24 protein-coding genes are annotated in these 26,566 nt (G+C 71.4%); 15 read left to right on the forward strand and 9 right to left on the reverse strand.

The features are described 5' to 3' along the window. Window positions 1–51: 51 nt before the first annotated feature. Complete coding sequence (locus tag JI751_RS05950; RefSeq protein WP_307813890.1) at window positions 52–1,428, reverse strand: aminopeptidase P family protein; 1,377 nt, start codon at window positions 1,426–1,428, stop codon at window positions 52–54. Between the two features lie 105 nt (window positions 1,429–1,533). On the opposite strand from JI751_RS05950, the gene JI751_RS05955 reads away from it, so the two are divergent. The 5 genes from JI751_RS05955 to ettA all read left to right on the forward strand — a co-directional run bounded on the left by JI751_RS05955 (window position 1,534) and on the right by ettA (window position 8,691). Beyond that, window positions 1,534–2,652 carry a PrsW family intramembrane metalloprotease gene (locus JI751_RS05955; RefSeq protein ID WP_201934727.1) on the forward strand — a complete coding sequence of 373 codons (1,119 nt, stop codon included), beginning with the start codon at window positions 1,534–1,536 and terminating at the stop codon, window positions 2,650–2,652. Then, a complete protein-coding gene (locus tag JI751_RS05960; protein ID WP_236665812.1) occupies window positions 2,649–4,451 on the forward strand; it encodes a dynamin family protein in 1,803 nt (600 codons plus the stop codon). Before JI751_RS05955 ends, JI751_RS05960 begins: the two co-directional genes overlap by 4 nt. A gap of 42 nt (window positions 4,452–4,493) precedes the next feature. Next, entirely contained in the window at window positions 4,494–6,149 is a 1,656-nt protein-coding gene (locus JI751_RS05965) for a YfjP family GTPase (RefSeq protein ID WP_201934737.1), read from the forward strand. 405 nt (window positions 6,150–6,554) lie between these two features. Further along, complete coding sequence (locus JI751_RS05970) at window positions 6,555–6,956, forward strand: single-stranded DNA-binding protein (RefSeq protein WP_201934739.1); 402 nt, start codon at window positions 6,555–6,557, stop codon at window positions 6,954–6,956. Between the two features lie 52 nt (window positions 6,957–7,008). Then, entirely contained in the window at window positions 7,009–8,691 is a 1,683-nt protein-coding gene (gene ettA, locus JI751_RS05975) for an energy-dependent translational throttle protein EttA (protein ID WP_201934741.1), read from the forward strand. A 29-nt stretch (window positions 8,692–8,720) separates the two neighbouring features. Here the strand turns inward: ettA and JI751_RS05980 are convergent, their stop codons facing one another. The 5 genes from JI751_RS05980 to JI751_RS06000 all read right to left on the reverse strand — a co-directional run bounded on the left by JI751_RS05980 (window position 8,721) and on the right by JI751_RS06000 (window position 14,044). Then, window positions 8,721–9,374, reverse strand: coding sequence for a response regulator transcription factor (locus tag JI751_RS05980; protein WP_201934748.1), 654 nt, complete (start codon window positions 9,372–9,374; stop codon window positions 8,721–8,723). Then, complete coding sequence (locus tag JI751_RS21730; RefSeq protein WP_201934749.1) at window positions 9,371–11,431, reverse strand: sensor histidine kinase; 2,061 nt, start codon at window positions 11,429–11,431, stop codon at window positions 9,371–9,373. The genes JI751_RS05980 and JI751_RS21730 overlap by 4 nt, the downstream gene beginning before the upstream one ends. Window positions 11,432–11,496: 65 nt before the next feature. Continuing rightward, a complete protein-coding gene (locus tag JI751_RS05990; RefSeq protein WP_201934750.1) occupies window positions 11,497–12,216 on the reverse strand; it encodes a hypothetical protein in 720 nt (239 codons plus the stop codon). Window positions 12,217–12,325: 109 nt separating this feature from the next. Next, window positions 12,326–12,814, reverse strand: a complete 489-nt coding sequence (locus JI751_RS05995) for a MarR family winged helix-turn-helix transcriptional regulator (RefSeq protein WP_201934751.1) — start codon at window positions 12,812–12,814, stop codon at window positions 12,326–12,328. 18 nt (window positions 12,815–12,832) lie between these two features. Beyond that, on the reverse strand, window positions 12,833–14,044 hold the full coding sequence (locus JI751_RS06000) for an acetyl-CoA C-acetyltransferase (protein ID WP_201934752.1): 1,212 nt from the start codon (window positions 14,042–14,044) through the stop codon (window positions 12,833–12,835). A gap of 74 nt (window positions 14,045–14,118) precedes the next feature. Here JI751_RS06000 and JI751_RS06005 point away from each other — a divergent pair, with 74 nt between their 5' ends. After that, window positions 14,119–14,991, forward strand: coding sequence for an acyl-CoA thioesterase (locus tag JI751_RS06005; protein ID WP_201934754.1), 873 nt, complete (start codon window positions 14,119–14,121; stop codon window positions 14,989–14,991). Between the two features lie 15 nt (window positions 14,992–15,006). Here JI751_RS06005 and JI751_RS06010 read toward each other — a convergent pair whose 3' ends face one another. Together JI751_RS06010 and JI751_RS06015 are read right to left on the reverse strand one after the other, a co-directional pair. Next, window positions 15,007–15,384, reverse strand: coding sequence for a globin (locus tag JI751_RS06010; protein ID WP_201934758.1), 378 nt, complete (start codon window positions 15,382–15,384; stop codon window positions 15,007–15,009). Window position 15,385: 1 nt separating this feature from the next. Further along, entirely contained in the window at window positions 15,386–16,459 is a 1,074-nt protein-coding gene (locus JI751_RS06015) for a mechanosensitive ion channel family protein (RefSeq protein ID WP_236665813.1), read from the reverse strand. A 30-nt stretch (window positions 16,460–16,489) separates the two neighbouring features. Here JI751_RS06015 and JI751_RS06020 point away from each other — a divergent pair, with 30 nt between their 5' ends. Beyond that, on the forward strand, window positions 16,490–16,876 hold the full coding sequence (locus tag JI751_RS06020) for a hypothetical protein (protein WP_201934759.1): 387 nt from the start codon (window positions 16,490–16,492) through the stop codon (window positions 16,874–16,876). Beyond that, a complete protein-coding gene (locus JI751_RS06025) occupies window positions 16,863–17,243 on the forward strand; it encodes a DUF5130 family protein (RefSeq protein ID WP_201934760.1) in 381 nt (126 codons plus the stop codon). Before JI751_RS06020 ends, JI751_RS06025 begins: the two co-directional genes overlap by 14 nt. A 98-nt stretch (window positions 17,244–17,341) precedes the next feature. Here JI751_RS06025 and pepN read toward each other — a convergent pair whose 3' ends face one another. Next, a complete protein-coding gene (gene pepN, locus JI751_RS06030) occupies window positions 17,342–19,909 on the reverse strand; it encodes an aminopeptidase N (protein WP_201934765.1) in 2,568 nt (855 codons plus the stop codon). A 58-nt stretch (window positions 19,910–19,967) separates the two neighbouring features. Between pepN and JI751_RS06035 the strand changes: the two genes are divergently transcribed. From JI751_RS06035 to JI751_RS06065, 7 genes are all read left to right on the forward strand, one after another. Further along, on the forward strand, window positions 19,968–20,567 hold the full coding sequence (locus JI751_RS06035) for a mycothiol-dependent nitroreductase Rv2466c family protein (RefSeq protein WP_201934766.1): 600 nt from the start codon (window positions 19,968–19,970) through the stop codon (window positions 20,565–20,567). 78 nt (window positions 20,568–20,645) lie between these two features. Next, window positions 20,646–22,451 (forward strand): methionine--tRNA ligase, encoded by a 1,806-nt coding sequence (gene metG, locus JI751_RS06040; protein WP_201934771.1) that lies wholly within the window; start codon window positions 20,646–20,648, stop codon window positions 22,449–22,451. A 9-nt stretch (window positions 22,452–22,460) separates the two neighbouring features. Then, a complete protein-coding gene (locus tag JI751_RS06045; RefSeq protein WP_236665814.1) occupies window positions 22,461–23,042 on the forward strand; it encodes an LURP-one-related family protein in 582 nt (193 codons plus the stop codon). Between the two features lie 13 nt (window positions 23,043–23,055). Further along, on the forward strand, window positions 23,056–23,922 hold the full coding sequence (locus tag JI751_RS06050; protein ID WP_201935801.1) for an alpha/beta hydrolase: 867 nt from the start codon (window positions 23,056–23,058) through the stop codon (window positions 23,920–23,922). A 31-nt stretch (window positions 23,923–23,953) separates the two neighbouring features. Then, the gene (locus JI751_RS06055) at window positions 23,954–24,487 is read left to right on the forward strand and encodes a ribose-5-phosphate isomerase (protein ID WP_201934774.1); all 534 of its coding nucleotides are present in this window, start codon (window positions 23,954–23,956) and stop codon (window positions 24,485–24,487) included. Next, window positions 24,480–25,385, forward strand: coding sequence for an Fpg/Nei family DNA glycosylase (locus tag JI751_RS06060; RefSeq protein WP_201934775.1), 906 nt, complete (start codon window positions 24,480–24,482; stop codon window positions 25,383–25,385). The genes JI751_RS06055 and JI751_RS06060 overlap by 8 nt, the downstream gene beginning before the upstream one ends. Continuing rightward, entirely contained in the window at window positions 25,382–26,467 is a 1,086-nt protein-coding gene (locus tag JI751_RS06065) for a PP2C family protein-serine/threonine phosphatase (protein WP_201934776.1), read from the forward strand. The genes JI751_RS06060 and JI751_RS06065 overlap by 4 nt, the downstream gene beginning before the upstream one ends. Window positions 26,468–26,566 lie beyond the last annotated feature (99 nt).

The raw sequence follows: 26,566 nt of genomic DNA on the forward strand, positions 1-26,566 counted from the left end.
CCAGCAGCGTGCAGGAGCGGCAGCGGAAGGCGTCGTAGTGGTGGCAGTCCACTACCGGCGCAGCCCGCCCATCCACTCCTCCACGTCGGCCGACGTGCGAGGGAGCGAGGCGGAGAGGTTCCGGTGGCCGTCGGCGGTCACGAGGATGTCGTCCTCGATGCGGATGCCGATGCCGCGCAGCTCCTCGGGGACGAGCAGGTCGTCCTCCTGGAAGTAGAGACCGGGCTCGACGGTGAGCACCATGCCCTCGGCGAGGTCGCCCTTGGGGTAGATGTCGACCGACGTGCGACCGCAGTCGTGGACGTCCATGCCGAGCATGTGCGAGGTGCCGTGGAGGGTCCACCGCGCGTAGACCTTCGACTCCGGGTCGAGCGCCTCCTGCGCCGAGACCGGCAGCAGCTTCATGTCCTCCAGGCCCTGGGCGAGCACGGCCATCGCGGCGTTGTGGGCGGCGAGGAACGGCACCCCCGGGCGTACGGCGTCGATGCCGGCCTGCTGGGCCTGGAAGACCAGGTCGTAGAGCTCGCGCTGGAGCGGCGTGAAGGTGCCGTCGACCGGGAGCGTGCGGGTGACATCGGCGGTGTAGAGGTTGCTGCCCTCGACGCCCATGTCGAGCAGGACGAGCTTGCCGGGCTCGATGGCGCCGGTGTTGTCGATCCAGTGCAGCGTCGTCGCGTGCGAGCCGCCGGCACAGATCGAGTCATAGCCGATGTCGTTGCCCATCGCGCGCGCCCGACGGAAGAAGGTGCCCTCGATCCAGCGCTCGCCGAACTCGAGCACCCGGTCCCACTCGCGCACGGAGTCCTCGAAGCCGAGGGTGGTGATGTCGCACGCCTCCTGGAGCTCGGCGACCTCCCAGTCGTCCTTGACGAGGCGCAGCTCGTCGGCGACGCGGCCGAGGTCCTCGTCGGTCGTGACGTCGCGGCTCTTGCGGTCGTCGTCGAAGGACGGCAGGTCCTTGACGTGGCGGACCTCGATGCCGAGGGAGTCGGAGATCTCCTGCGCGGACGGACGGCGACCGGCCCACAGCTCGCCGTACTGCCGGTCGCGGAAGAACTCGTCGGTGTCGCGCTCGGAGCGCGGGCGGGCGTAGAGCACGGACTCGCCGTCGTCGATGACGAGCACGGCGTCGGAGGTCTGGTTGCCGGTGAAGTAGGCGTGCGCCGTGTCGGGCCGGAACCGGTAGTCGGTGTCGTTGGCGCGCACCTTGTAGGTGCCGGCCGGGAGCACGAGCCGCTCGCCGGGGAACGCGTCGACGAGCTTCTGCCGGCGCGCCGCGGCGGCGTCGGCCACGGGGTGCCGCGGCACGTCGAGGGTGCGGTCGCCCCAGCCCTCGCGCATGAAGGCGGCGTAGGCGGCAGGCACGGCCGGGTCGTGGGACTCGGTCTTCGGCTGGTCGGCAGGGATCTCGGCAGTCGGCTCGGTCACCCGGTCACTGTACGCGGCCCCGGCCGCGCCCGAGCGGGTGCGAGGTGCCACTCGAAAGGGTGCGGCGAGGCGGGTCGCGCGAGCGTGCTCCGTTAGGGTCGTGGCATGCACCGAGGTCGCCGCGACAGTGTCGCGTTCACCATCGTGGTGGGCATCCTCGTCCTGCTCGGCGGCCTCGCCATGGCCCTCGTCATCGGGCTGTCCGGCGCACCCGGATCGCTGGCCCTCGCGGCACTGCTCGCGGCCGTGCCCGTCGGCCCGCTCGTGGGCTGCTTCATGTGGCTCGACCGCTACGAGCCGGAGCCGCGCAACCTGCTGACCGCCGGCCTGCTCTGGGGTGCGTTCGTCGCGACCGCCGCCGCCCTCGTCTTCCAGGGCATCGGTCTGGCCGGTGGCGCCAGCGAGCGCGACAGCCTCGCCGTCGTGGCACCGCTCACGGAGGAGGCCACCAAGGGTGCCTTCCTCCTGCTGCTGCTGTGGTGGCGACGCCACGAGCTCGACGGCGTCCTCGACGGGATCGTCTACGCCGGCATGGTGGGCATCGGCTTCGCCTTCACCGAGAACATCCTCTACCTCGCGGCGGCCTACGACGGCACGGACGGCCTCGGCCCCGGAGGCACCGAGGCGCTCACCGGCACCTTCATCGTCCGCTGCCTGATCAGCCCGTTCGCGCACCCGCTCTTCACGGTCTTCACCGGCATCGGCGTCGGGCTGGCGATCGCGTCCCGCCGTGGCTGGGTGCGGCTGCTCGCGCCGGTCGCCGGGTTCCTGGTGGCATCGCTCCTGCACGGGTTGTGGAACGCCTCGACCCTCTCGGGGACGGGCCACTTCTTCCTCGTCTACGGCACGCTGATGCTCCCGGCGCTGGTCGCCGTGATCGCCTTCGCGATCTACCGTCGCCGCTCCGAGCGCCCGCTGCTGCTGGAGGCCCTGCAGGACGCCGCCGACCGCGGCCTCCTCCCCGCGACCGACATCCCGTGGCTCGTCGACCTGAGGGCCCGCCGCCACGCGCGCCGCTGGGCCAGGGCGCACGGCGGCACCCCGGCCGAGCGCGGGATGCGCGAGTACCAGGCGGCGGCCATCGAGCTCGGCTACCTCCACCACCGCTACCTCCGTGGCACCGCGCCCGACGACTTCTCCGTGCGCGGCCAGGAGCACGTCGAGGAGCTGCGCCGCATCCGGCCCTACCTCTCGTTCCCCGGACAGGTGGTCCCGACGCGATGACCGAGCCGCAGGGTCGTCCCACGACCGAGCCCACGACCGCCACGACAGCGATGGTCACCGCCCTCGTCCGGATGCGCGGTGCGCTCCAGGAGACCAGGCTGCCCCTCGAGCTGCCGGGCGCCGACGAGCAGCGCGCCTCGCGTGCGGAGATGGTCGACCAGCTCGAGGACTACGTCATCCCGCGCCTGATGACCCTCGACGCGCCGCTCCTCGCCGTCGTCGGCGGCTCGACCGGCGCCGGCAAGTCGACGCTGGTCAACTCGCTCGTCGGCACCCGCGTCACCACGCCGGGCGTGCTCCGACCGACGACGCGGTCGCCGGTCCTCGTGCACCACCCCGACGACGCGCAGTGGTTCGGCCAGGAGGGCCTGCTGCCCGATCTCGAACGGGTCAGCCGACAGACCAACGACCCCGCGGCGCTCCAGCTGGTCGCGTCGCCCGCGATGACCCCCGGCCTGGCGATCCTCGACGCCCCCGACATCGACTCCGTCGAGGAGCGCAACCGCGTCCTCGCGTCCCAGCTGCTCGCCGCCGCCGACCTCTGGCTCTTCGTCACCTCGGCGGCCCGCTACGCCGATCAGGTGCCGTGGGACTTCCTGCGCAAGGCGGCCGAGCGCTCGGCCGCCGTCGCGATCGTCCTCGACCGCACGCCGCCCGACGCCGTCGAGACGATCACGACCCACCTCGCGCGGATGCTCGCCAGCCGCGGCCTCAAGGACTCGCCCCTCTTCACGGTGGAGGAGGGCGAGGTCTCCGAGATGGGGCTGCTGAAGTCCTCGGCGGTGATCGAGATCCGGCAGTGGCTCCAGGCGCTCGCCAACGACCAGGAGGCGCGGGCGGCCGTCGTGCAGCAGACCCTCGACGGAGCAGTGCGCACGCTCGCCCGGCGCACCCACCAGGTGGCCGACGCGGCTTCCGAGCAGGCCGACGCCGTACGCCGGCTGCGCGAGGACGCCAACGACGCCTACGACCGCGCCGCCGCCGCGATCACCGAGGCCTCGGCCGACGGCACGCTGCTGCGCGGCGAGGTGCTGGCGCGCTGGCAGGAGTTCGTCGGCACGGGTGAGCTGCTCAAGTCGCTGGAGAACCGCGTCGGCTGGCTGCGCGACCGCGTCGTCAACGCCGTGAAGGGCAAGCCCCAGCAGGCCGAGCGCGTCACCGTCGCCGTCGAGTCGGGGCTCGAGACGCTGATCCTCGAGCACGCCGAGGCGGCCGCCGAGCGCGCCGAGGCGTCGTGGCGCAGCACCGCCGCCGGGCAGATCCTGCTGCGCGACGCGGGGGAGGACCTCGGCCGCGCGTCCCGCGACTTCCGGCGCCGGGCCGAGCGCGTCGTACGCGACTGGCAGTCCGACGTGCTCGAGATGGTCCGCAGCGAGGGCGCCGACAAGCGGTCGACCGCACGCTTCCTCGCCTTCGGCGTCAACGGCCTGTCGGTCGCGCTGATGGTCGTCGTCTTCGCCCACACCGCGGGTGTCACCGGCGCGGAGGCGGGCATCGCCGGCGGCTCCGCCGTGCTCGGGCAGAAGCTGCTCGAGGCCGTCTTCGGAGACCAGGCCGTGCGGTCCCTCGCCGAGCGCGCCAAGCGACTCCTCGAAGCGTCCGTCAGCGAGCTGCTCGACAGCGAGCGCCGCCGCTACACCGACCTGCTCGACAACCTCGGCATCCAGCCCGAGGCCCCTGAGCGGTTGCGCAAGACGGCGCGCAAGGTCGACGACCTGCGCTTCGCGGCCAACCGGGGGCCGCAGGTGTCTCCTCCCGACCCGGAGTCGGTGTCGGACTCGGGTGGCTCCGCCCCCTAGGGTTGGTGGCGCAGCCGCACCACCAAGTTCCGTGAGGGAGTCATGACGTCGTTGCTCGAAGGGGCCAAGAAGCTGGTCACCCGGAGCTCTGACGTCGGCGCACGCGTCGACGGCCTCGAACGCGCCGCAGCTGGTGCGCGCGGCCGGGTCGACGACGCGATCGTGGACGACGCCGCCGCCGTCGCGGCCCGCGCGGCCAGTCGCCTCCGGCTCTCGGCCGACCACACCGTCGTCGCGCTCGCCGGCGCGACCGGCTCGGGCAAGTCCTCCACCTTCAACGCCCTCAGCGGCCTCGAGCTGTCCGCGGTCGGCGTACGCCGTCCCACGACGTCCTGGGCCACCGCCTGCGTGTGGGGCAAGGAGGGCGCCGAGGAGCTGCTCGAGTGGCTCGGCATCCCGGCCCGCCACCAGGTCACCCGCGACTCGATGCTCTCGGCGGCCGACGAGGACGCCGAGCTCCGCGGAGTGGTGCTGCTCGACCTCCCCGACCACGACTCGACCGAGGTGTCGCACCACCTCGAGGTCGACCGGCTGGTGCAGCTCGCCGACATGCTCGTGTGGGTGCTCGATCCGCAGAAGTACGCCGACGCCGCGATCCACGAGCGGTTCCTCAGGCCGCTGGCCGGGCACCGCGACGTCATGCTCGTCGTGCTCAACCACATCGACACCGTCCCCGAGAACCGTCGCGCGAGCATGGTGGAGGACGTACGCCGCCTGCTCGAGGCCGACGGCCTGGCCGGGGTGCCCGTGCTGCCGGTCAGCGCGCGCCACGGCTGGGGCGTCGACGAGCTCCGGGGGATGGTCGCCAAGCGGGTCGCCGAGAAGAAGGTCACCCGGTCGCGGCTCGAGGCCGACGTCCGCGCAGCGGCGGAGCGGCTCCAAGAGGCGACCGGCACCGGGAAGCCGCCGAGCCTGTCCAAGGAGCGGGTGGCCGCGCTCGACGACGCGTTCGCCGAAGCAGCCGCCGTGCCGACCGTCGTGAAGGCCGTCGAGGACTCCACCCGGATGCGCGCCAACCGCGCGACCGGCTGGCCAGTGACGGCCTGGTTCTCCCGGCTCAAGCCCGACCCGCTCAAGCGACTCCACCTCGACCTCGGCTCCTCCGGCAAGGAGCTGACCGGCGCGGCGCGGACCTCCGTCCCCAAGGCGACCGGCGTCCAGCAGGCGCGGGTCGACACCGAGGTGCGCGCCCTGGCCGACCAGGTCGGCGACGGGATGGCCCCCTCGTGGGCCCAGGCCGTACGCGCGGCGTCGGTGTCCCGGCTGCCCGACCTCGGCGACCGGCTCGACAAGGCCGTCGCCTCCACCGACCTCGGCGCCGAGAAGATCCCCGCGTGGGCAGGGCTGGTGAAGGTCCTCCAGTACGTCCTGATCATCTCCGCGCTCGTCGGCGCCGGCTGGCTGGCGCTGCTGGCCTTCGGCTCCTACGCCCGGCTGCCCGAACCGCCGACGCCCGAGGTGCTGGCGTTCCCGCTCCCGACGTTGCTGCTGCTCGGTGGCGTCGGGTTGGGGCTGCTCCTCGCCCTCGTCTGTCGCTGGCTCGTCGCGCTGACCGCTCGGTCGCGGGCGCGCAAGGCCGACAAGCGGCTGCGTGACGCGATCTCCGCGGTGTCGCAGGAGATGGTCGTGACGCCGATCCAGGCGGAGCTGGCGTCCTACGCCGAGGTCCGCGACGGCTTGGCGACCGCCCTGCGCTGACGCCAGACCGGGACACGTGTCCGCGATGTTGCCCTTGTCGGCGCGATTCGAGGGCCATCTCCCGGACACGTGTGGGACCGCTGGGTCGCCAGCCCGCTGGGTGGCGGCATGTGACATCCCCAGCCCGCTGGCTGCCCGTTGGGTGGCGGCATGTGACATCCCCAGCCCGCTGGGTGGCGGCACACGGCATCGGATCGGGCCTGCGACGTGTCGTGTGCCGCCACCCTCGGCGGCAATCACGGCTCAGCGGGCCATCGTCAGGTGAAGGACCGCGAACGGTCCACAGGGCTGCGAGATCCGGTCTTCTCCACAGGGTCGCGTCCTGCCGGGTCCCCCACGTCGGTCGCCCGACCGAGCCTTGGGTGATCGCGGCGGATCCACCGCCGCCTCCCTGAGGAGACGACGATGTACGACACCCAGATCACCCTGGCCGGCTGGATCGGCGGCGAGGTCACCCTCCGCGAGGTCGCGGAGGGCCGCCACGTCGCGTCCTTCCGGATCGCCTGCACGCCCACCCGCTACCGCGACGGCGAGTGGGTCAAGGGCACCACCTCGTGGCACACCGTGAAGGTGTGGAACCGGCTGGCCCGCCACGTCGCCGCCTCGCTGCACAGTGGCGACCCGGTAGTCGTCCACGGCCGGCTCGTCGCGGACGTGTGGGAGCGCGACGGAAAGCCGCAGACGTCCTGGGAGGTGGTGGCCACGTCGGTCGGTCACGACCTCGCACACGGCACGACGTCCTTCACCAAGCCGGAGGTCGTGCAGGTCGCCGTGCCCGACCAGGAAGCCGAGCAGCAGGCCGCGTAGTCCGGGCGGCGCGATTGTCTGCGCAGGAGCGCTTCCCCGTAGGCTCGCCCGCATGGCTGAGTACGTCTTCACACTGCGCAACGTGCGCAAGGCCCACGGTGACAAGGTCGTCCTCGACAACGTCACCCTCTCGTTCCTCCACGGTGCCAAGATCGGCGTCGTCGGACCCAACGGAGCTGGCAAGTCCACGCTCTTCAAGATCATGGCGGGCCTCGAGCACGCCAACAACGGCGACGCGATCAAGGACCCTGAGGCCACGGTCGGGATGCTCCAGCAGGAGCCGCCCCTGACCGAGGGCAAGACCGTCCTGGAGAACGTCGAGGAGGCGGTCGCCGACCTCAAGGCGAAGATGAAGCGCCTCGAGGACGCCTACATGGAGATGGGCGAGCCCGACGCCGACCAGGACGCCCTCATGCAGGAGACCGGCGACCTCCAGACCGAGCTCGACAACGCCAACGCCTGGGACCTCGACAGCCGGCTCGACCAGGCGATGGACGCGCTGCGCTGCCCGCCGCCGGACGTCCTCGTCGACAACCTGTCCGGTGGCGAGCGCCGCCGCGTCGCGCTGTGCAAGCTGCTCCTCGAGCAGCCCGACCTGCTGCTCCTCGACGAGCCCACCAACCACCTCGACGCCGAGTCCGTGCAGTGGCTCGAGGGCCACCTCAAGACCTATCCCGGTGCCGTCATGGCGATCACCCACGACCGCTACTTCCTCGACAACGTCGCCGAGTGGATCGCCGAGGTCGACCGCGGCCAGATCCACGGCTACGAGGGCAACTACTCGACCTACCTCGAGACCAAGCGCGACCGCCTCAAGGTCGAGGGGCAGAAGGACGCCAAGCGCGCCAAGATGCTCGAGAAGGAGCTGGAGTGGGTCCGCTCCAACGCCAAGGCCCGCCAGACCAAGAGCCGGTCGCGTCTCGCGCGCTACGAGGAGATGGCGGCCGAGGCCGACCGGATGCGCAAGATCGACACCTCCGAGATCAACATCCCGGCCGGCCCGCGCCTGGGTGACATCGTGCTGGAGGCCGACGACCTCGAGAAGGGCTTCGAGGGCCGCACCCTCATGCACGACGTCTCCTTCAAGCTCCCGCGCGCCGGCATCGTCGGCGTGATCGGCCCCAACGGCGTCGGCAAGACGACGCTGTTCCGGATGATCACCGGCGAGGAGGAGCCCGACGCGGGCGACCTCAAGGTCGGCCAGACGGTGAAGATCTCCTACGTCGACCAGACCCGGGGCGGCATCGACCCGAACAAGAACGTCTGGGAGGTCGTCTCCGACGGCCTCGACTTCATCAAGGTCGCCAACTTCGAGATGAACTCGCGGGCCTACGTCGCCTCGTTCGGCTTCAAAGGCCCCGACCAGCAGAAGAAGGCCGGCGTGCTCTCCGGTGGTGAGCGCAACCGCCTCAACCTCGCGCTCACGCTGAAGATGGGCGGCAACATGCTGCTCCTCGACGAGCCCACCAACGACCTCGACGTCGAGACCCTGTCCTCGCTCGAGGACGCGCTGCTCGACTTCCCCGGCTGCGCCGTCGTCACCTCCCACGACCGGTGGTTCCTCGACCGCGTCGCGACCCACATCCTCGCGTGGGAGGGCGACGACAAGGACCCCGCCAAGTGGTTCTGGTTCGAGGGCAACTTCGCGGCCTACGAGGAGAACAAGATTGAGCGCCTCGGCATCGACGCCGCCCGCCCGCACCGCGTCACGCACCGCCGCCTGACCCGCGACTGAGCAATCGACGAGCCGGCCGGCCGCGACCTTCAGTCGCGGCCGAAGCCGGCCTCCCGCGCCTTGATGATCGCCTCGGCCCGTCCGGCGGCGTGCAGCTTGGCGTAGATCGACGACACCGCGTTGCGCACGGTCTTGTTGGAGACGTAGAGCTCGCGGGCGATCGCGTCGTTGGTGTGCCCGCGGGCGAGTCGCTCGAGGACGTCCCGCTCGCGCTCGGTGAGCTCGGGGAACGGCGACTCCTCGACCGGTGCGGCGCCGTGCACGAAGAGGCCGGCGACCCGCGCGGCCAGGCTCGCGCCGAACACCATGCCGCCGGCGCGTGCGGCGCGCAGGGCCCCGACGACCTCCTCGGCGCCTGACCCCTTGAGCAGGTAGCCCGAGGCGCCCGCCCGGATCGCGCTGAGGACGGTGTCGTCGTCCTCGTTCATCGTCAGCATCACCACCCGGGTGTCCGGCAGCCTGGTCGTGACCTGGCGGGTGGCCTCGATGCCGTCGAGCTGCGGCATCTGGATGTCCATCACCACGACGTCGGGGCGCTTGCGCAGCACCACGTCGACGGCCTCGCGGCCGTCCGACGCGGTGCCGACCACGGTGAAGCCGTCGAGCGCACCGAGCAGCGCGGTCAGTCCGTCCCGCACGATCTGGTGGTCGTCGGCCAGCACCACCGTGATGTCGTCGCTCATCGCTTCTCCTCGGCTCTGGGGGACGGGACGGGCAGCCACGCGCGTACGACGGTGCCGCCGTCGGGTGGGCAGGTGACCTCGCTGCGACCGCCCAGCTCGGCGGCCCGCTCACGCATCGACATCATGCCGACGCCCGCCTGTGCGTCGTCGGGAATGCCGGCGCCGTCGTCCGAGACCTCGACCAGGAGCACGAGCGGCTCGCGGACCAGCCTGACGGTGCACCGGGTGGCCTCGGCGTAGCGGACCACGTTGGTCATCGCCTCGGACGCGATCCGGTAGGCCGCGACCTCCACGGCTGCCGGCAGGTCGGCGAGGTCGTCGGCGTCGACCTCGACGTCGAGCGGACGGAGCGACTCGGCCAGCTGACGGAGCGCACCGACGAGCCCGCGGTCGTCGAGCGCCGGTGGGCGCAGGTCGTGCACGAGACGGCGTACGTCGGCGACGACCTCCTGCACCTGGTCCCGGGTCGTGGCGAGGTGAGCCTTCACGGCCTCGGGATCGCGGTCGACCAGCAGCCGAGCCGACTCGAGGCCGAAGACCACGCCGCTCAGGGCCGGACCCAGGCCGTCGTGCAGGTCGCGACGGATGCGCCGCCGCTCCTCCTCGCGCGCCACGACCAGTCGTTCGCGGCTCTGCTGGAGCTCGTCGGCGAGACTGCTGGTCCGCGCCGCGGTGGCGGCCTGCCGTACGAGGTCGCCCAGCAGCTGCTCGTCGCTGTGGGACAGCCAACGCAGACCGCGCGCCGGCAGGACGAGCCGGCCGACCGGCTGGTCGCGGTAGGTGATCGGCAGCACGCGGGTCTGCGCAGGACGGGTCCCGTAGGTCGCGGTGAGCACCTCGCCGGCGGGACGGTCCACCTCGACGCTCACGAAGGGCGCGCCGAACGCAGTCGCCACCGACCGAGCCACCGCCGCGAGCTGCTCGGCACCCTCCTCGGCGGTCTCGAGGCTCGTGGCCAGCCCGGCGACGGTGCCGTAGGGGTTGTCCCGCTCGCCGAGCAGCAGCCGGCGCACGACCGCGCGCAACCGGTCGCGGAGGGGGACGTAGAGCAGCACGGCGAGCAGCACCACCGTGAGCACGACCTGCCGCTGGTCCAGGGTGTCGCCGAGCGCCCGGGTGAGGAGGGCGAGGGCAGCGGCGTCGACGGTCAGCAGGGCCGTCCACAGTCCGCCGTAGAGCACGGTGCGCCCGAGCAGGTCCTGGATCGAGACGAGCGACGGGTTCACGACGGCGACGGTCATCGCGACCGGCACCACCGCCACGGTCAGGAACAGCACGGCCGGCTCGAGCGGGCCGAGGTCGACCACCAGCAGCGCGCCGATCAGCATTGCGGCAGCGAGCACACCCCACACGAGCCAGCGCATGCGGTCCCGCTCGACGCCGGCGGACCGGCGGTAGCGCACCAGGACGGTCGCGAGGGGCACCAGGCACGTCACGACGAGAAGCACACGGAGCACGCCGGTGGCCGGACCGACCACGGGAGCGAGGGCGTCGAGCGTCGTGGGGTCGGGGTCGGCACCGGGCGGGACGGGGGTCGACATCCCCGCATCGGAGGGGCCCAGCACGAACAGGAGCGTCCACGCGGCACCGACGGCGATGGTGGACCAGCCGGCGACCCGCCAGCGCCCCGGGAGCATCCGCCCGGTCGGGAAGAGCAGCGGCAGCACGACGACCAGTGGGAGCAGGATCGCGGTGAACCGGAGGAGGAACCACACGGCGAGCGTCATCGCCGGGAGCGGTCGGTCGAGCAGGTAGCCGAGCCGGACGTACGCCTCGGCGACCGCGTCGAGGGACCAGAAGACCGCCGAGGCGGCAAGGACCCAGCCGAAGCGGGCGTAGGCGCCTCGCCGCAGGACGATCGCGGCGAGCACGCCGAAGAGCAGGCCGCTCAGGCCGGTGCCGAGTCCGCTGCCGAAGCCGGACTGGCCGGAGTCGGCCCAGGGCCCGCCCGGGGTGGCGAGGCCGAGCGCGACCGTGACGGCGTACGACGCCAGCGCGACGGCAGGGAACGCCAGAGCGACCGGCAGGGGCTGCCGGTCGGTGGTCGCCTGCCTCACGCGGACATTGTGGCGCCTGGTCCGGCCCCCGAGGGCCGGACCAGGCGGTGAGGCGGAGTTTCGCTTCACGCGGCTCGGCGGTGCGAGCGGTCGCCGAACGCGAAGCCGCTGCCGGTGACCAGCAGCCAGAGAGCTGCGGTGAGGCCGGCCATGTACTGCAGCGGCGAGATCCCCAGCACGACGGTGAGACCGCCGAGCAGAAGTCCGGCGTAGCCGAGCCAGCGGGGGGCACCGCCGCGACGCTGGGCCGCGAAGACGCCCAGCCCGCCCAGGCCCATCAGCATCGTGCAGCCGGGCACGGTGCCGATCCAGTGGCCGTACACGGCTGCTGTGGCCGGCACGAGCGTCTGGGGCGCCGTGGCACCGAAGATGAACTCGGTGTCGAGCGCGCCGGCCATGACCCACACCACGGCGGTGGCGAGCACGCCGGTGCCGGCGACGAGGGGGACCAGGCTGTCGGTGGGCATCGTCGCGCGCAGCCGGCGGACCAGCCCGGCGGCGAAGACGACGAGCAGCACCGCGGCGATGCTGATGGCGACGTGGAAGATCGTCATCGGCACGAGGTCGCCCTCGAGCGAGCCGAGGATCGCGACGTCGTCGCCCATGGTGTCCTCGGCGTAGATGCCGTGGACGAGCCCGGCGCCGACGGTCGCGACGGTCGACGCGACACCTGCGCCGAGACCGGCCAGGGCCCACGCCCGCGACTGCGGGCGGGTCGGCGTGCTCGACGGCTCGGTGGTGACGTCGGAGCGGACGCGGTTGGTGGTGGTGATGGTGGTGGACATCGGGTTCTGCCTTTCGTGGAGTGCGGTGTCCACACAGTGCTGGGCCCGATGTCCCACGGCACAGGGACAGGTGGGCAACACCTGTCCCGGCTCTCCGGTCGTGCTGGTGCTAGCGGATCTCCGCCTCCGGGTGTCGCGTGACGAGGTGGTCGGCGACGCGGTCGAAGACCCGGCCGACGGCGGCGAAGTCGTCGTCGGAGACGAGGTCCACCAGGTTGCGACGCACGCTCTCGACGTGGCAGGGCGCGGCTCTCACCAGCAGGTCGTAGCCCTGCTGGGTCATCGTCGCGACGACCCCGCGACCGTCCTCCGGCGTGGTGCCGCGGGTGATGAACCCCGCCGCCTCCATCCGGGCGACCGTGTGGGTGACCCGGCTGCGCGAGTGCGCCATCGCGTCGGCGAGCTGGGCCATCCGCATCGCCCGGCCCGGCCGCTCGGAGAGCCGCACCATGACCTCGTACTCGGTGAGCGACATGCCAAACTCGCGGCGCAGGTCGTCGTCGAGCCGCTCCTCGAGCAGCGTCATCCCCATCATCAGGGCGCGCCACGAGTGCTGCTGGTCGTCATCGAGCCAACGGGCTTCCCCGGCGTCCGTCATGGCGTGAGCCTAGTGGTCTCAGACGCGCTCGAGGATCATCGCCATGCCCTGACCGCCGCCGACGCACATGGTGATCAGCCCGGTCGACTTGTCGTGCCAGTCGAGGCTGTTGAGCATCGTGTTCTGCAGCCGGGCGCCGGTCATGCCGAAGGGGTGGCCCACGGCGATCGCTCCGCCGTTGACGTTGAGGCGGTCGAGGTCGATGCCGAGGTCCTGGTAGGACGGCACGACCTGGGCGGCGAACGCCTCGTTGATCTCGACGAGGTCGATGTCGCCGATCGACATGCCGGCGTAGCGCAGCGCGTTCTTGGTCGCCTCGACCGGACCGAGGCCCATGATCTCGGGCGAGAGGCCGGACACGCCGGTCGAGACGATCCTGGCGAGCGGCGTGAGGCCGAGCTCGGCGGCCTTGGTGTCGGACATGATCACGACCGCCGCGGCGCCGTCGTTGAGGGCGCAGCAGTTGCCGGCGGTGACCACACCGTCCGGGCGGAACACCGGGTCGAGGCCGGCGATCGCGTCGTACGTCACTCCGGCGCGGGGCCCGTCGTCCTTGGTCACGACCGTGCCGTCGGGCGTGGTGACGGGCGTGATCTCGCGCTCCCAGAAGCCGTCGGCGATGGCCTTCTCGGCGAGGTTCTGCGAGCGGACGGCGAACTCGTCGAGCTCCTTGCGGTCGAGGCCGCGCAGGCGGGCGACGTTCTCGGCCGTCTGGCCCATCGCGATGTAGATGTCGGGCAGCAGGCCGTCCTCGCGCGGGTCGTGCCAGTCCTGGCCGCCCTTCGCGGTCTCGTCGGTGCGGGCGCCCGCCTCCTCGAAGAGCGGGTTGCGGGTGCCGGGGATGTGGTCGGAGGTGCCCTTGGCGAAGCGCGACACGGTCTCGACGCCGGCCGAGACGAAGATGTCGCCCTCGCCGGCCTTGATCGCGTGGAACGCCATGCGCGTGGTCTGCACCGAGGAGGAGCAGTAGCGGGTGACGGTCGCGCCGGGGACCTCCAGCCCGAGCAGCGTGGTGACGACCCGCGCCATGTTGTTGCCGGACTCACCGCCGGGCAGGCCGCAGCCGAGGAGCAGGTCCTCGATCGCGGCGGGATCGAGCCCGGGGATCTTGTCGAGGGCCGCCTGCACGACGAGCGCGGTCAGGTCGTCGGGGCGGAAGTCCTTGAGCGAGCCCTTGTTGGCGCGGCCGATGGGGGAGCGGGCTGCGGAAACGATCACTGCCTCGGGCATGGCGAACTCCGGTTACTGGTCGGTTGCACGGACGTCGAAACCCTAGCCCGGTCCTTTCTGCGACGATCGACGGCGTGCGCCATCTCTACCGCTGTCCGCTGAGGTGGGCCGACCTCGACCTCCTCGGCCACGTCAACAACGTCACGTACGTCGACTACCTCCAGGAGGCGCGCGTCGACATGTTCCGCACGCACGCCCCCGACAGCCGCGGCGACGACCTGGCGGAGGGTGTCGTGGTGGTGCGCCACGAGGTGACCTACGTGTCCTCGCTGACCTTCGGCTTCGAGCCGGTGTCGATCGAGTGCTGGGTCACCGAGATCCGGGGTGCGAGCTTCACGATGGGCTACGAGGTCTTCGCCGAGGACGAGGCCGGCGACCGTACGGTCTACCTCCGGGCGCGCACCCTGCTGACGCCGTACGTCTTCGCCACCGAGCGCCCGCGGCGCCTGCACCCCGAGGAGAAGGAGTCCCTCTCCCGGCTGCTCGAGCCCGACGAGCCCGTCCGCCCGCCGGCCGTCCCCGAGGTGGTGGACGTCCCGGGCGGCCGCTACCCGGTCCACGTCCGCTTCAGCGACGTCGACGTCTACGGCCACGTCAACAACGTGAAGTACTTCGAGTACTTCCAGGAGGCCCGGATCCAGCTGATGGTCGCCCACGGCAGGGAGCTCGGCCAGGAGCGGTCGGACGGCTACCACCTCGTGGTCGCGCAGACCGACGTCGACTACAAGCGGCCGATCCTGTTCCGCCCCGAGCCCTACGACTGCCGCACCTGGGTGTCCCGCATCGGCAGCACGTCGGTCGTGTTCGAGTCCGTCGTCCTCGACGTCCACCCCGACGGCACCAGCCAGGTGCTCGCCCGCGCGAAGGTCGTGGGCGTCTGCATCGACAACGAGAGCGGCCGACCGGCTCCGGTCCCCGACGCGTTCCGCGAGCTCGCCGCCGGCTGACCCCGTCGCACGCGGCTACTGGAGCGTGTTGACCATGAACTGGGCGGCGTGGGTGACGTAGTCCCAGAACCGTTCGTCCTGCTCGGGCGTGAGCTCGGCGGCGTGGAGGCCCGCGCGGAAGTGCGTGAGCCAGTGCTGGGCGGCGGTCGGGGTGACCTCGAACGGCGCGTGGCGCATCCGGAGCCGCGGGTGCCCGCGCGTGTCGCCGTACGTCGTGGGTCCGCCCCAGTACTGCATGAGGAACAGCGCGAAGCGCTCCTCGGCCGGTCCGAGGTCGGCCTCGGGGTACATCGGGCGGAGCACCTCGTCGGAGGCCACGCCCTCGTAGAAGCGGTGCACGATCGTGCGGATCGTCGCCTCGCCGCCGATCTCGTCGTAGAACGTCCCGGTCATCTCACGCCTCCTCGGTCGGCTCGGCGGAGGCGGCAGACGGCGCGCTCTCCTGCCACATCACCCGCTGGGCGACGGCGAGCTCGATGCCCTCGTGCTGGAAGCGTGCCTTGACCCGCTCGCGCATCGCGCGGGCGATGCCCCACTGCTCCATGGGCGCGGTCTTGAGGGTGACCCGGACGACGATGCCGTCCACCCCGAGCGACTCCACGCCCCAGACCTCCGGCTCCTCGATGATCAGGCCCTTGAAGTCCTCGTCCATCCAGAGGTCGTGCGCGACGTCCTCCAGCACGCGGCGCACCTGCGCGAGGTCCTCGGTGTAGCCGACGGTGACGTCGAGGACCGTGCGTGCCCAGTTCTGGCTCATGTTACCGACGCGGAGGATCTCGCCGTTGCGGACGTACCAGACGGTGCCGTTGACGTCGCGCAGGCGGGTCACGCGGAGGCTCACGGCCTCGACCGTCCCGGACGCCTCGCCCAGGTCGACCACGTCGCCCACGCCGTACTGGTCCTCGAAGATCATGAAGATCCCGGACAGGAAGTCCTTCACCAGCGCCTGCGAGCCGAAGCCCAGCGCGACGCCGATGATGCCGGCGCTGGCGATCAGCGGCGCGATGTCGTAGCCGAGCTCGGCGATGAACATCAGCGTGATCACGGTGAAGACGACGCCGCTGACGATGCTCTTGAGCAGCGTGCCCATGGTGGCCGCGCGCTGGACGCGTCGGGTGTAGGTCGCGTCGTCGCGGAGGTTGAGCGCTGCCCCTGCCCTGCTGCCCGAGATGGCGCGGCTGAGCCGGTTGGGAAGCACCCCGACCTCGGCCCGCTTGACGACCCGGTCGATGACGCGGTGGAGCAGCCACCGCGCGAGCAGTCCGATGACGATCAGTCCGATGAGGGCGCTGGGCTTGCCGACGACCCAGTCCGTGACGTTGGCCGCGGTGTCACTGCCGGTCCAGTCGCGGACCAGCGTGCAGAGGTTGCCGTCCGTGCAGGTGGTGAGCGGTGTGGTGAGTGGAACGGTCTCGCTCCCGGAGACCTCGGTCACGTTCATGATCGGGGTGATGAGGGGGTGAGGCATGCCCGCCAGTATGGCGATAGCCTGTCTGCCGTGACCACGCGCCTCAGCCCCCCACGCTCGGCCCGACGGGGTGTCCGCTCCCTCGTCCTGACCAGTGCGGCGGTGCTGGCCCTGCTCGCGGCCCCGGCCCACGCCGACGTGCCCGAGGGCTGGGGCGACCAGACCGAGCACAACAGCCTCGACTTCCTGCACGCGCTGGGCCTCTACCTCGGCGCTCCGCTGCTGCTGTTCGTGCTCATCGTGCTCGCGGTCTACCTCCCCGCCATGACCCGCGGCGAGAAGCTGCTCCCCGACCACGCCGGACCGGGTGGTCACCCCGAGGGCCAGTGGATCGGCGGGCCCCGCCAGGGCGTCGCCGAGCTGCCCGCCCCCGACGGCGACGACTCGCGGGCGGGTGGCGCAAGTGGCAGCTGGTGAGCTGAGCGAGAGCGACCGGCTCGCTCTCGACCGGACCATCCGGCTCGCCGAGGAGTCCTGCCGCTTCGAGTTCTCCGTCTACGTCGGGACCGCCGACTCCGACGACACCCGCGCATGGGCGACCCGGCTGCACAACCGGCTCGTCGTCCCCTCGCGCAGCGTGCTCGTCCTCGTCGACCCTGCCCGCCGCGCCATCGAGGTCGTCACGGGCGGTGACGTACGCCGTCACCTGAGCGACGCCGAGGTCGAGCTGGCCGTGCTGGCGATGTCGTCCGAGCTCGCCGCCGGGAGCCTGCTCTCCGGCCTCCAGCGCGGCATCACGATGCTCGCCGAGCACGCGCGTCCGCAGAACACGCTCCACGCCTGACGCGACCCGGCGATTCCTCGCGCTGAGACGCACCGACCGGGCGCTTCCTCCGCGAGGAAGCGCCCGGTCAGCGTCGTGCAGCGCGAGGAAGCGCCCGGTCAGCGGGCGTCGTGCTCCTGGGCGGCCAGGGCTCGGGCGATGTCGGCGCGCGCCTCGCCGATGTAGCGCTTGGCCTGCTTGGGGGCGGTGCTCGTCTCGAGCCACTCGTCGAGACGGGCGAGCGTGGCGGCCGAGCCGAGCGGCTTCGGGAACGCGTACTCGAGGATCGTCGAGGCCTTGTGGAAGCCGAGCACGTCCACCAGCGTCTCGGCGGCGGTGAGGAACTTCTCGAGGTAGGGCTCGAGGACGTCCTCCTGGCCGAAGCGGAAGATCGAGAACGCGACCTCGCGGGCGGTCTCGTTGGGCGTGGCCGGGTCGATGACGGCGGCCCAGGCAGCCTCCTTCGCCTCTGGCGTCGGCTGCGCCGCGCGGGCTGCTGCAGCCGACTCCTGGCCGGAGATGGTCTTGTCGACCTCGAGCTCGGCGTCGATCTCGGCGTCGCCGAAACGACCGGACTTCGCCAGGGCGGTGATCAGCGTCCAGCGCATGTCCTGGTCGATCGCGAGACCCTCGACCGTGAACGACCCGTCGAGCAGCCCGATCAGGTCGTCGAGCGCGGCGTCGTGGTGGGCGGCGCCGGCGTAGGAGCGGGCGAACGTGAGCTGGTGGTCGCTGCCCGGCTCCGCTGCGAGCAGGAGCTCACGGAGCCCCGACTCCCACGTCGTACGCAGGTCGGCGCGGTGGGCGGGGTCGGAGTAGAAGTTGACCGCCAGCGCCGTCGACGCGGGGATCCGGGTCACGGCCCACGCGTCGGACTCCTGGCCGATGTTGGCGAGCACCAGGTCGGTCCAGTCGCGGGTCCGCATCTCGGCGTCGCGGGTCATGTCCCAGGCGGCGCCCCAGACGAGGGCGCGAGGCAGCGAGTCCTCGAAGGTGGAGAGCGAGGAGATCGCCGTCGCCATCGACCGCTCGTCGAGCCGGATCTTGGCGTAGGCGTGGTCCTCGTCGTTGAGCAGGAGCAGCGCGGGCTGCTTCACGCCGGCGAGCTCGGGGACGTCGGTGGTCGCGCCCTCGACGTCGATCTCGAGGTAGTCGCGCCGGACCAGCCTGCCGTCGCCGTTCTCGTCGGACACCGTGTCGTAGAGGCCGATGCCGAGGCGGTGGCGACGCAGCGTCGGCCAGTCCTCGTGTGCGGTCTGGGTGACGGCGAACGACGAGTAGGTGCCGTCGTCGGACAGCTCGAACGACGGCGCAAGCGTGTTGACGCCGGCGGTCTGGAGCCACTCCTGCGCCCAGCCGTCGAGCTCGCGGCCCGACGCCTTCTCGAGCGTGGCGAGCAGGTCCTTGAACTCCGGGTTCCCGAACGCCCACTCCTTGAAGTAGGCGCGCAGCCCCTCGAGGAACGGCTCGATGCCCACCCACGCGACGAGCTGCTTGAGCACCGAGGCGCCCTTGGCGTAGGTGATCATGTCGAAGTTGACCTCGACCGCGTGGAGGTCGACGTTGTCGGCCGCGATCGGGTGGGTCGAGGGCAGCTGGTCGGCGCGGTAGCCGGTCTGCTTGCGGGCGTTGGCGAACCCGGTCCAGGCGTCGGTGAACTCGGTCGCGTTGGCCTCGCACCAGTAGCAGGCCCACTCGGCGAACGACTCGTTGAGCCAGAGGTCGTCCCACCACTTCATCGTCACGAGGTCGCCGAACCACATGTGCGCCATCTCGTGGGTGATCACCGAGGCGCGGAACTCGAAGAACGAGCGCGGCTGGCGGCTCCGCGGGAGGTACTCGTCGCGCAGCGTGACGCAGCCGGCGTTCTCCATCGCGCCCGCGTTGTACTCGGGGACGTAGAGCTGGTCGTACTTCCCGAAGGGGTAGGGGTAGTCGAACTGCTCCTCGAACCACGCGAAGCTCTGCTTGGTGAGGTCGACGAGCACGGACGTGTCCATGTGCTCCTTGAGCGACTGCCGGCAGTAGTGGCCCAGCGGGATGGTGCCGAACTTGCCCTCGTAGGTGTCGAACTCGCCGTGGTACTCGCCGGCCACGATCGCGGTGATGTAGGTCGACATCCGCTTCGTCTCCGGGAAGTGCCAGACCGACGCGCCGTCGGCGCCCTCGACCGGCTCGGGCGTCGCGGCGTTGGACACCACGACCCAGTGCGACGGGGCGGTCACGTTGAACGTGAAGACCGCCTTGAGGTCGGGCTGCTCGAAGGTGGTGAACACGCGACGGGCGTCGGGCACCTCGAACTGGCTGTAGAGGTAGACGCGGTCGTCGGCCGGGTCCACGAAGCGGTGCAGGCCCTCACCGGTGTTGGAGTAGGCGCAGTCGGCGACGACGACGAGCGTGTTGGTCGCCTCGAGGTCGTCGAGCGCGATGCGGCTGTCGACGTACGCCGTCGCGGGGTCGAGGGTGCGCCCGTTGAGGGTGATCTCGCGGACGCTCGGCGCGACCAGGTCGGCGAAGGTGCTCGACCCGGGCTCGCGGCAGGTGAACTCGAGCGTGGTGACGGAGCCGAACGTGCCCTGGTCGGGCTGTGTGGCGCTCATCAGGTCCAGGTCGACGGTGTACGACGTGACGTCCAGGAGGGAGGCGCGGGTGGCGGCCTCGTCCCGGGTGAGGTTGGTTCCAGGCATGGGCGCATCCTGCCACCGACCGCGGAATACTCAACGGGCGCACATCCTTGGACCAGGTATGGCTACCGCTGACTTCTGGTTCGACCCGCTCTGCCCGTTCGCGTGGATCACCTCCCGGTGGATCAAGGAGGTGGAGCAGGTCCGCGACATCGAGGTGCAGTGGCACGTGATGTCGCTGGCCTACCTCAACAAGGACAAGGACATCCCCGACGGCTACCGCGAGATGCTCGCCGGCAAGGAGAAGCCCGTCCGGGTCGCGATCAGGATCGCCGAGGACTACGACAACGCCACGCTCGGCGAGTGGTACACCGCGATCGGCACCCGCCGTCACAACAACGGCGAGGAGCTCGACCGCGAGATGACGGCCGCCTCGCTCGCCGACGTGGGCCTCCCGGCCGACGTCATCGAGGCCTGGGACGACGCGTCCCTCGACGAGCTCGTCGCCAAGAGCCACCACGAGGGCATGGACGCCGTCGGTGACGACGTCGGCACCCCGACGATCCACATCAACGGCTCGGCCTTCTTCGGTCCGGTGCTGTCGAAGATCCCGCGCGGCGAGGAGGCCGGCGAGCTCTGGGACGGCGCCGTGGCGCTCGCGAAGTTCCCCTACTTCTTCGAGCTCAAGCGCACGCGCACCGGCGACCTCGACTTCTCCTGACCGCCAGCTGATCGCCTGCGTCCCCGACGGGCGCGACCCGCGGAAATCGGGTCGCGCCCGGTCACTAGGGTTGTGCCCATGACTCGTGTCCTGTCCGCCGTCGCCTGGCCGTACGCCAACGGCCCGCGCCACATCGGCCATGTCGCCGGCTTCGGCGTGCCCTCCGACGTGTTCAGCCGCTACATGCGGATGGCCGGCCACGAGGTGCTGATGGTGTCGGGCACCGACGAGCACGGCACGCCGATCCTCGTCACCGCCGACCAGCAGGGCGTCAGCGCGAAGGACCTCGCCGGCAAGTTCAACGCGGTCATCGTCAACGACCTCGCCGACCTCGGCCTGTCCTACGACCTCTTCACCCGCACCACGACCGGGAACCACTACGGCGTCGTGCAGGAGATGTTCCGCACCGTCCTGGCCAACGGCTACATGGTCGAGCAGACCACGCAGGCGGCGATCAGCCCGTCCACGGGTCGCACGCTGCCCGACCGCTACATCGAGGGCACCTGCCCGATCTGCGGCTACGGCGACGCCCGTGGCGACCAGTGCGACAACTGCGGCAACCAGCTCGACGCCACCGACCTGATCAACCCGAGGTCGAAGATCAACGGCGAGACGCCGCAGTTCGTCGACACCCAGCACTTCCTCCTCGACCTGCCCGCCCTGGCCGACGCGCTGGGGGAGTGGCTCGACGAGCGCGAGTCGAGCGGCACGTGGCGGCCCAACGTCATCAAGTTCAGCCAGAACATCCTCAAGGAGATCCGGCCGCGCGCGATGACGCGCGACATCGACTGGGGCATCCCGGTGCCGGGGTGGGAGGACCAGCCGACCAAGCGGCTCTACGTCTGGTTCGACGCGGTGATCGGCTACCTGTCGGCGTCCATCGAGTGGGCGCGACGCTCGGGCGACCCCGACGCGTGGCGTGGCTGGTGGAACGACCCCGACGCCCTGTCCTACTACTTCATGGGCAAGGACAACATCGTCTTCCACTCCCAGATCTGGCCGGCCGAGCTGCTGGCCTACAACGGCCAGGGCTCGCGCGGGGGCCAGCCGGGGTCGTACGGCCTGCTCAACCTGCCCACCGAGGTGGTCTCCTCGGAGTACCTCACGATGGGCGACCAGCAGTTCTCCACCTCGCGCGGCCACGTGCTCTACGTCGGCGACTTCCTCGCCCGCTACGGCCCCGACCCGCTGCGCTACTTCATCTGCGCCGCCGGCCCGGAGACCTCCGACGCCGCCTTCACGTGGGCCGACTTCGTCACCCGCAACAACTCCGAGCTCGTCGCCGGCTGGGGCAACCTGGTCAACCGCACGGCCACGATGGTCGCCAAGAGCTTCGGCGAGATCCCGCCCCTCGGCGAGCTCGAGCCGGTCGACGAGGCCGTCCTCGCCGCCGTACGCGGTGGGTTCGAGAGCGTCGGCAACCTGCTCGGCCACCACCGGCTGCGCGCCGCGACCGCCGAGGCGATGCGCATCGTCGGCGAGGTGAACAAGTACCTGACGGTCACCGAGCCCTACAAGATGAAGGACGAGTCGCAGCGCGAGCGCCTGGCGACCGTGCTGCACGTGGCGGTCCAGTGCGTGAGCGACTGCAACACGCTGCTCGCGCCGTTCCTGCCCCACGCCGCCAACAAGGTGCACCTCGTGCTCGGCGGCGAGGGCGAGTTCGTCCCGATGCCGCGCATCGACCAGGTCGACGAGCTCGACCCCGACAACGGCGCCGGGCTGACGTCGTACCCCGTCATCACGGGCGACTACTCCACCACGCCGCGGTGGGAGTCGCGTCCCGTCACGGTCGGGGCGACGGTCGAGAAGCCGACGCCGGTCTTCACCAAGCTCGACCCCTCGGTGGTCGACGAGGAGCTGGCACGCGTCAGCGCTGGCTAGGGTGCTCGCATGCCTGCCGAGAACGCCGCCGAGATGTACCTGCCGCACTTCGTGGTGAAGCAGAAGCTCACCATGATGATCAACCGCTACGAGGTGTCGGAGTCCGACGAGGCGGGCAACCCGACCCGCCTGATGGCCCTGGCCGAGCAGAAGCGGATGGCGTTCAAGGAGCAGGTGACCTTCTACTCCGACGCAGGCAAGTCGCGCCCGGTCTTCGGCTTCAAGGCCCGCAAGAAGCTCGACCTCAACGCCGGCTACGACATCACCGACGAGGGCGGCGCGCAGATCGGCTTCTTCCGCAAGGACTTCGGCGCCTCGCTGCTGCGCTCGACCTTTCACATCGAGGGGCCCGGCTACACGGGCACCGGTCGCGAGCGCAACCAGGTCGTCGGCATCCTGCGGCGCTTCACCGAGCTCGACTTCATCCCGATCCACTTCGACTTCCTCGACGCCGAGGGCAACGCGCTCTTCTCGGTCGAGCGGAAGATGTCGATCGGCGACCGCTACCGGGTGACCGTGCCCGACGACCGGGTCGACTTCCGGGTCGCCGCGGCCGTCGCCGTCGGCCTCGACGCGCTGATGTCGCGCTGACCCCGCGCGCGTGATGTACCCCGAGGTCCGTGCCGCCGTCGCGGCCGACACCAGTCCCGACCTGACCGCCCCCGGCTTCGACGTCGCGGCGCACCGCGAGGACGTACGCCGGGCCAACCTGCGGCTGCCCCGCGAGGACGTCGCGTCGGTGGTCGACGTCGACGCCGACGGCGTGCCGTGCCGGCTCTTCACGCCGGCCGACGCCCTCCCCGGCCTCGTCGTGCACGCCCACGGCGGTGGCTTCGTGCTCAACGACGTCGACGTCCACGACGGCATCTGCCGTCGGATGGCCAACCGCGGTCGGCGTGCAGTGCTGAGCGTCGAGTACCGACGACCGCCCGAGGACCGGTTCCCGGCAGCCCCCGACGACCTCGACACCGTCGTCGGCTGGCTGCGACAGGGCGGCCTGCCCGGTCCGTACGCCGCCCACGGCGACTCGGCCGGCGCCAACCTCGCCCTCGTCGCCGCCCTCCGCAACCCCGGGTTCTTCTCGGTCGTGGCGCTCGTCTACCCGTTCCTCGACCCGCACTGCGCCTTCCCCTCGTGGGACGAGGCGCGCGACACGGGCTTCGACCCGGCCGAGGCCCACTGGTACTGGGCGCAGTACGCACGCACCGACGCCGACTTCGACGACCCCGACCTCGCGCCCCTGCTGTCGGACCGGCTGCACACGCTGCCGCCCACGTTCGTCGCGAGCGCCGAGGCCGACCCGCTGCGCGACGAGGGGGAGGAGCTCGCCCGGCGGATCGCCGAGGCCGGCGTGGAGACCGTCGGCATCCGCTGCCTCGGCCAGACCCACGGCTTCTGGCGGCACGCCCAGTTCACCGCCTCCGAGCCGCTGGTCCGCACGGTCGCCGGCTGGATCGACATGCACCTCTAGGGTCGTCGGGACGCTCTGCCAGACTTTTCCCATGCGCGTTCACCTGGGCTCCGACCACGCCGGACTCGAGCTGAAGGACCACCTCCTCCACTGGCTGGTCGACCACGGCTACGAGGCCGTCGACCACGGCCCGTTCGTCTACGACGCGGTCGACGACTACCCCGTCTTCTGCCTCCGGGCCGGTGAGGCGGTCGCGTCCGAGCGCGCCGAGGGCCTCGACTCGCTCGGCGTCGTCATCGGCGGCTCGGGCAACGGCGAGCAGATGGCCGCCAACAAGGTCACCGGCATCCGCTGCGCCCTCGCCTGGTCGGAGGAGACCGCCGCGCTCGGTCGCGAGCACAACGACGCCAACGTCGTCTCGGTCGGTGGCCGGATGCACTCGGTCGACGACATGACCCGCTTCGTCGAGGTCTTCCTGACCACCCCGTTCTCGGGCGAGGAGCGCCACGTCCGCCGGATCGGCCAGCTGTCGGTCTACGACGAGTCGCGCGAGCTGCCCCCGCTGCCGGAGTCCGCCCTGCGCGGCCCCGACACCGCGGCCACGCCCGACGACCCGGATGCCTGAGGGGCACACCCTACGGCGGCTCGCCGACGACCTCACCGCAGCGTTCGCCGGGCGGGCCGTCCGCGTCTCCTCGCCGCAGGGTCGCTTCGCCACGGAGGCCGCTCAGCTCGACGGGTCGACCGTCGTCGGCGCGGACTCGGCGGGCAAGCACCTGTTCGTCGACCTCGACCACGACCGGTTCGTGCACGTCCACCTCGGCCTGATCGGGGCGTTCGACGTCCACGCGGAGGTCGAGGAGGTGCCCGCCCCGGTGGGTGCCGTACGACTCCGGCTGGTGACCGTCCCCGACGCCGGCTCCGACAAGCGCGGGACGGCGTACGCCGACCTGCGGGGCGCCATCCTGTGCGACCTCGTCGGGCCGGCGAGACGCGACGAGATCCTCGGCCGGCTCGGCCCCGACCCGCTGAGGAGTGACGCCGAGCCGGACCTGGCCTGGCGGCGCATCTCGCGCAGCCCCCGCCCGATCGGCGACCTGCTGATGGACCAGAAGGTGCTGGCAGGCGTCGGCAACGTCTACCGCGCCGAGGTGCTCTTCCGGCACCGCATCCACCCGCTGCGCCCCGGCAACACGCTGCGCGTCGGGCAGTGGCGCTCGATCTGGGCGGACCTGGTCGGGCTCATGGCCGAGGGTGTGCGCGCCAACCGGATCGACACGGTCCGACCCGAGCACCTGCCGGAAGCCATGGGCCGCGCGCCCCGCCAGGACGACCACGGCGGCGAGGTCTACGTCTACCGCCGTACGGGGATGCCGTGCCACGTGTGCGGGTCGACCGTCCGCACGGGAGAGCTCGTCGGACGCAACATCTTCTGGTGTCCCAGATGTCAGCCCACCTTCCGCTCGCGAGCCGTACAGTCTGCGTCCAAGGATGCCGGCGCATCGGGAGGAGCGCAGACATGAGCGCTGCCCGCGACCGCAGCTCCCGCAGCGCGAGCCAGTGGCTCGAGGCAGTGCTCGACCGGGTGCTGCCGCACGGGTCCCGGATCCTCGTCGCGCTGGTCGTCGCGACCGTCGCCATCGGCCTGGCGATCTTCTTCTTCCCCAGGGACGCGCCCCTCGTGACGCTGCTGGTGCCGCTCGTCGTCTCCAGCCTCGTGCTTGGCCCGCGTCAGCTGCCGTGGTTCGTGGTCTTCGTGCTCTTCGTGCTGGCCGTGGTCGTGCCCTTCCAGGGGCGGCTCAACGTCCGGGTCGTGCTCACCGTCATCATCATCTTCGGGCTGGGGTTCCTCGTCCTCATGTCGTCGTTCCGACGGTCGCGCCTCGGCGTCGCGGGGATCCAGGGCGAGCAGATGTTCGTCGACCTGCGCGACCGGATCCTGCGCCAGGGCGGCATCCCGGCCCTCCCCGACGAGTGGTACGCCGCCGCCGAGCTGAGGTCGGCCGGCGGCACCCCCTTCGCGGGCGACTTCGTGGTCACCTCGCGGACGGGCAACCGCCTCGACGTGGCCGTCGTCGACGTCTCCGGCAAGGGGCAGGGCGCCGGCACCCGCGCGCTCCTCCTGTCGGGCGCGATCGGCGGCCTGCTCAGCGCCCTCCCGCCGAGCGAGTTCCTCACCGGCGCCAACACGTTCCTGCTCCAGCAGGACTGGGACGAGGGGTTCGCCACCGCGATCCACCTCTCGCTCGACCTCGACACCGGCCAGTACGTCATCCGCAGCGCGGGTCATCCTCCCGCGGCTCTCCGTCACGCCGGGTCCGGCCGGTGGGAGGTGCTCGAGTGCGAGGGCCCGGTCCTCGGGCTGATCGAGGGAGCCTCGTTCAGCGCGACCTACGGCGAGATGCGCCGCGGCGACGCCATGCTCCTCTACACCGACGGCATGGTGGAGACCCGCACGCGCGACATCGGCTCGGGGATCGACAAGATGCTCGGGCAGGCCGAGCGCCTGCTCCGCGGTCACTTCGAGGGTGGCGCTGAGCGCCTGATCGACTCACTCGGCTCCCGCAGTGACGACCGCGCGCTGCTGCTCGTGCACCGCCGCTGACCGCCTCGCACGGCGGACCCGACCGATGGGGGACGGGCCGCGCACCTGTGGCACCATGACTCCCGCACCGGCGTCGTACGACCCATGGGGAAGCTGCGC

The organism is Nocardioides baculatus, from assembly GCF_016735675.1.
GTDB lineage: Bacteria > Actinomycetota > Actinomycetes > Propionibacteriales > Nocardioidaceae > Nocardioides > Nocardioides baculatus.